The sequence below is a fragment of the Nonomuraea terrae genome (assembly GCF_004348995.1).
In the GTDB taxonomy this organism is placed as follows: Bacteria; Actinomycetota; Actinomycetes; order Streptosporangiales; family Streptosporangiaceae; genus Nonomuraea; species Nonomuraea terrae.
In genome coordinates, this window is the sequence record NZ_SMKQ01000380.1 from 1 (window position 1) to 3,626 (window position 3,626).

5 protein-coding genes are annotated in these 3,626 nt (G+C 74.8%); 2 read left to right on the plus strand and 3 right to left on the minus strand.

The genetic code is table 11. The annotated features are described in order from the left end of the window. Positions 1-56: 56 nt before the first annotated feature. Together E1286_RS46470 and E1286_RS46475 are read right to left on the minus strand one after the other, a co-directional pair. Positions 57-485 (minus strand): type II toxin-antitoxin system PemK/MazF family toxin, encoded by a 429-nt coding sequence (locus tag E1286_RS46470; protein ID WP_132623701.1) that lies wholly within the window; start codon positions 483-485, stop codon positions 57-59. Between the two features lie 33 nt (positions 486-518). Continuing rightward, entirely contained in the window at positions 519-1,331 is an 813-nt protein-coding gene (locus E1286_RS46475; protein WP_223190954.1) for a helix-turn-helix domain-containing protein, read from the minus strand. 101 nt (positions 1,332-1,432) lie between these two features. Here E1286_RS46475 and E1286_RS46480 point away from each other — a divergent pair, with 101 nt between their 5' ends. Then, on the plus strand, positions 1,433-1,786 hold the full coding sequence (locus E1286_RS46480; RefSeq protein ID WP_132623703.1) for a VOC family protein: 354 nt from the start codon (positions 1,433-1,435) through the stop codon (positions 1,784-1,786). On the opposite strand, the gene E1286_RS46485 is transcribed toward E1286_RS46480, so the two are convergent. Then, positions 1,783-2,871, minus strand: coding sequence for an epoxide hydrolase family protein (locus tag E1286_RS46485; protein WP_132623705.1), 1,089 nt, complete (start codon positions 2,869-2,871; stop codon positions 1,783-1,785). The two genes, E1286_RS46480 and E1286_RS46485, sit on opposite strands and share 4 nt — an antisense overlap. A 50-nt stretch (positions 2,872-2,921) precedes the next feature. Here E1286_RS46485 and E1286_RS46490 point away from each other — a divergent pair. After that, the coding region (locus tag E1286_RS46490) for a helix-turn-helix transcriptional regulator (RefSeq protein ID WP_132623707.1) at positions 2,922-3,626 on the plus strand (705 nt) is incomplete at its 3' end.

A 3,626-nucleotide genomic window follows, 5' to 3' on the forward strand; every position in this document is an offset into this window, starting at 1 on the left:
CCTCCATCCGCCTCCGTGCGCACGGCCGCCCGCCGCCGCCCCCCGCCGGCCGGCTCCTAGCCGGCGCCCCAGCCGTACGTCTTCATGAGCCGGGCCGCGACCCGGGCGAAACGTTCGCCGTCGAGCACCGCACCCTCGCGCCGGATGTCGTCCTCGTCCAGCACGAACACCCGGTCGATCCGGACGTGCGACACCCGGCCGTCGCGCCCCCACTCCCCGAGCTCCAGCCAGTCGGGGCCGTCGCCGCCCTTGCTGGAGAGCATCACGCCGAGCAGCCTGCGCCCGCTGCGGCCGACGACCAGCAGCGGACGGTCCTTGCCGCGGGACGAATCCTCCTCGTACGGCACCCACGCCCAGACGATCTCGCCGGGGTCGGCCAGGCCGTCGAGGTCGGGGGAGTAGGCCAGGGTGGCGGCCCCGCCGAGGGAATGGATCTCGCGTACCGCGCCCCGAGCGGGCCTGGGGTCCTCACCTAGATCACGCATTGGGGGAGCTTACGGCGAATCCACCCGCTCCGGTCAAACCGGTTGCTCGTCCTGAGCGGTGAGGAGGCGGCGGAGCGCGGCGGGGGTGTGGCCGGCGTGGCGGCGGATCGTCCTGGTCAGGTGGGCCTGGTCGGCGAACCCCAGGTCGGCGGCGAGCGCGGCGAGGCTCGGCTCGCCGTGCTCCAGCCGGTCGAGCGCGCGGCCGACCCGCACGCGGTTGCGGTAGTGGGTGAGGGAGACGCCCAGCTCCCGGGTGAACGCCCGGCTGAGCCGGTACGGCGACACCCGGAGGAACGCCGCCAGCGGCACCAGCCCCGCGGCCTCGGGGACGCCGGCCGACATGGCCTCACGCGCGGCATCGACCACCCCCGCCGCGGTCGCCCGGCCCGGAGATCGCGGGGCCCGGCCCGCGGCGGCGCCGACCAGCGGCAACATCGCCTCGACCACCTCGAACGCGGTGTCGCCGTCGCGCGCGGCCCGCAGGAGGCGGCGGTGGAGGAGGTCGAGCCGCGCGTCCACGTAGAACGCGAAATCGGCCGGCCGGCCGGGCCCGTCTCCGGTGATCGCCCGCCACAACCCGGAGGCCAGCGTCAGCGCCGTGCACACGTCGCCACCGGCCGGATGGGCGAACCGCTCCTCGACGCCCGGCGCCGCGAGGTAGGCCATCGTCGGGTCGGCCACGGCACGCCGGCCGTCGGCCATGCGACGGAACGTCCCCCGCCGCACCAGCACCACCCGATAGCGGTCGCCCACCTCGGCGGCCGACCACCCCCGGTGGTCGTCGAGGCAGGTCACGGTGTCGACCCGGAAACCGGCGCCCCGGGCCACGGACATGGAGCGACGCACCCGCCGGACGGTACACCGCGCCTACGACAATCCCGCCCGCTCACGAGCGGGGTGCAAGGATGTTCAAGAACCACGGGGGCGGTCACCGGCAGGGTGGAGGCATGACGACGACACTCGCCTCTCTCGTGATCGACTGTGCCGACCCCACCGCTCTGGCCCGCTTCTACGCCGGCCTGACCGGATGGCGGGTCACCGGCGACGACGGGTACGCCGCCCTCGAAGGCGGACCCGTCCCCATCGGTTTCCAGCGGATCGACGGCTACCGGGGCCCGGGCTGGCCCGCCGGCGGCAAGCACGCGCATCTCGACTTCACGGTCACCGACGTCGAGACCGCGGTGAAGGAGCTGATGGCCCTCGGCGCCACCGTCCCGGACGTCCAGCCGGGCGGCGATGACTGGACCGTGGTCCTCGACCCCGAGGGCCATCCGTTCTGCCTCATGGCCGCCTCCTCCTAGGCGAGCGCCGAGAAGAACGCCCTGACGTCCGCGGCCAGCGACGACGGGGCCTGGAGGGCGGCGTAGTGGCCGCCCTGCGCGAACTCCGACCAGTGCACGACGTTGTGCACCTGCTCGGCGTAGCGCCGCACCGTCGTGTCACCGGGGAAGACCGCGAACCCGGTCGGCGTCGGGCCGGGCTCGGCCGGGGGAGCCCAGTCGGGGGCGCTCTCCTTGTACAGGCGGCCGGCCGAGCCCGCCGTGCCGGTGAACCAGAGGAGCGACACGTTCGTCAGGACGTCGTCGGGGGAGAGGCCGCCCGCGTCCTCGCCCCAGGAGGCGAACGCGTCCAGGTGCCAGGCGAGCTGCCCGGCCGGCGAGTCGGCCAGGGCGTAGGCCAGGGTCTGCGGCCTGGTGCCCTGGATCACCGCGTACCCGGAGACCTCCTCCCACTCCGCCACACCGCCGGCGCGCGCCTTCTCCTCCTCCGTCAGCCCGGACATGTCATCGGTGGGGAAGGCCGTGACGGAGGCGTTCAGGTGCACCCCGGCCACCCGGCCGGGGGCCCGCCGGGCGACCGCGGCCGAGATCAGCGAGCCGAAGTCGCCGCCCTGTACGCCGAACCGGTCGTACCCGAGCCGACTCATCAGCTCCGCCCACGCGGCGGCGATCCGGCGCACCCCCCAGCCGGGCTCCCGCGTCGGCCCCGAGAACGCGAAACCAGGGATGGACGGGATCACCAGGTGGAAGTCGCGGCCGAGCTCCCCGGCGACCCGCGAGAAGTCCGCGAACGTGCTCGGCCAGCCGTGCGTCAGCAGCAGCGGCAGCGCGTCCGGCCGCGCCGAGCGCACGTGCGCGAAGTGCACCCGCTGCCCGTCGATCTCGGTCGTGTACTGCGGCAGTGCGTTCAGCCGCGCCTCGTGCGCGCGCCAGGAGTACCCGTCCCTCCAGTACGCGGACAGCTCCCGCACCGCCTCCAGCGGCACGCCGTACGACCAGCCGGCCCCCTCCAGCTCGTCGGGCCAGCGCGTGCGGGCCAGGCGGTCCCGCAGGTCGTCGAGCTGCTCCCGCGGTATGTCGATGACGAATGCGTCGATGTCCTTCATGCCGGGCACGCTAGGACGCAATGCGGTCAGCCCCGGGCCACAATGGGACGATGCTCGACACCTCGGCGCGGCTCCTGCGCCTGTTGTCCCTCCTGCAGAGCCGGCGCGACTGGTCCGGCGCCGACCTGGCCGAGCGGCTCGGCATCGGCCACCGCACCGTCCGCCGCGACATCGAACGGCTGCGCGCCCTCGGCTACCCCGTCCACTCCACGCCAGGCGTCGCCGGCGGCTACCGGCTCGGCGCGGGCGCCCGGCTGCCGCCGCTGCTGCTGGACGACGAGGAGGCCGTGGCGGTCGCCCTCGGCCTGCGCACCGCCGCGGGCGGCACCGTCACCGGGATCGAGGAGACGTCACTGCGCGCGCTCGCCAAGCTCGAACAGGTCCTGCCCGAGCGGCTGCGTAGGCGCGTCAACACCCTGCAGACCCACACCGTGCGCGTCAACCGCGACGGCCCCACCGTGGACGCCGACGTGCTGAGCCGCATGGCCGCCGCCTGCCGCGACCGCGAGCAGCTGCGCTTCGACTACACCGGCCAGAACGGCGAGTCCGCGCTCCGAGGGGCCGAGCCGCACAGCCTCGTCGCCAGGGGCAACCGCTGGTACCTCGTCGCCTGGGACGCCGACCGCCGCGACTGGCGCACCTTCCGCGCCGACCGGATCCGGCTGCGCACCCCCAACGGCCCCCGCTTCGCCCCGCGCGAGCCGCCCGCGCCCGACGTGGCCGCCTGGCTGCAACACCGCCTGGCGCACGAGATG

Excerpts from the sequence above, each read along its gene's own strand:
- E1286_RS46480 (WP_132623703.1), top strand. The coding sequence starts at position 1,433 with ATGACGACGACACTCGCCTCTCTCGTGATCGACTGTGCCGACCCCACC.
- E1286_RS46485 (WP_132623705.1), bottom strand. The coding sequence starts at position 2,871 with ATGAAGGACATCGACGCATTCGTCATCGACATACCGCGGGAGCAGCTC.
- E1286_RS46470 (WP_132623701.1), bottom strand. The coding sequence starts at position 485 with ATGCGTGATCTAGGTGAGGACCCCAGGCCCGCTCGGGGCGCGGTACGC.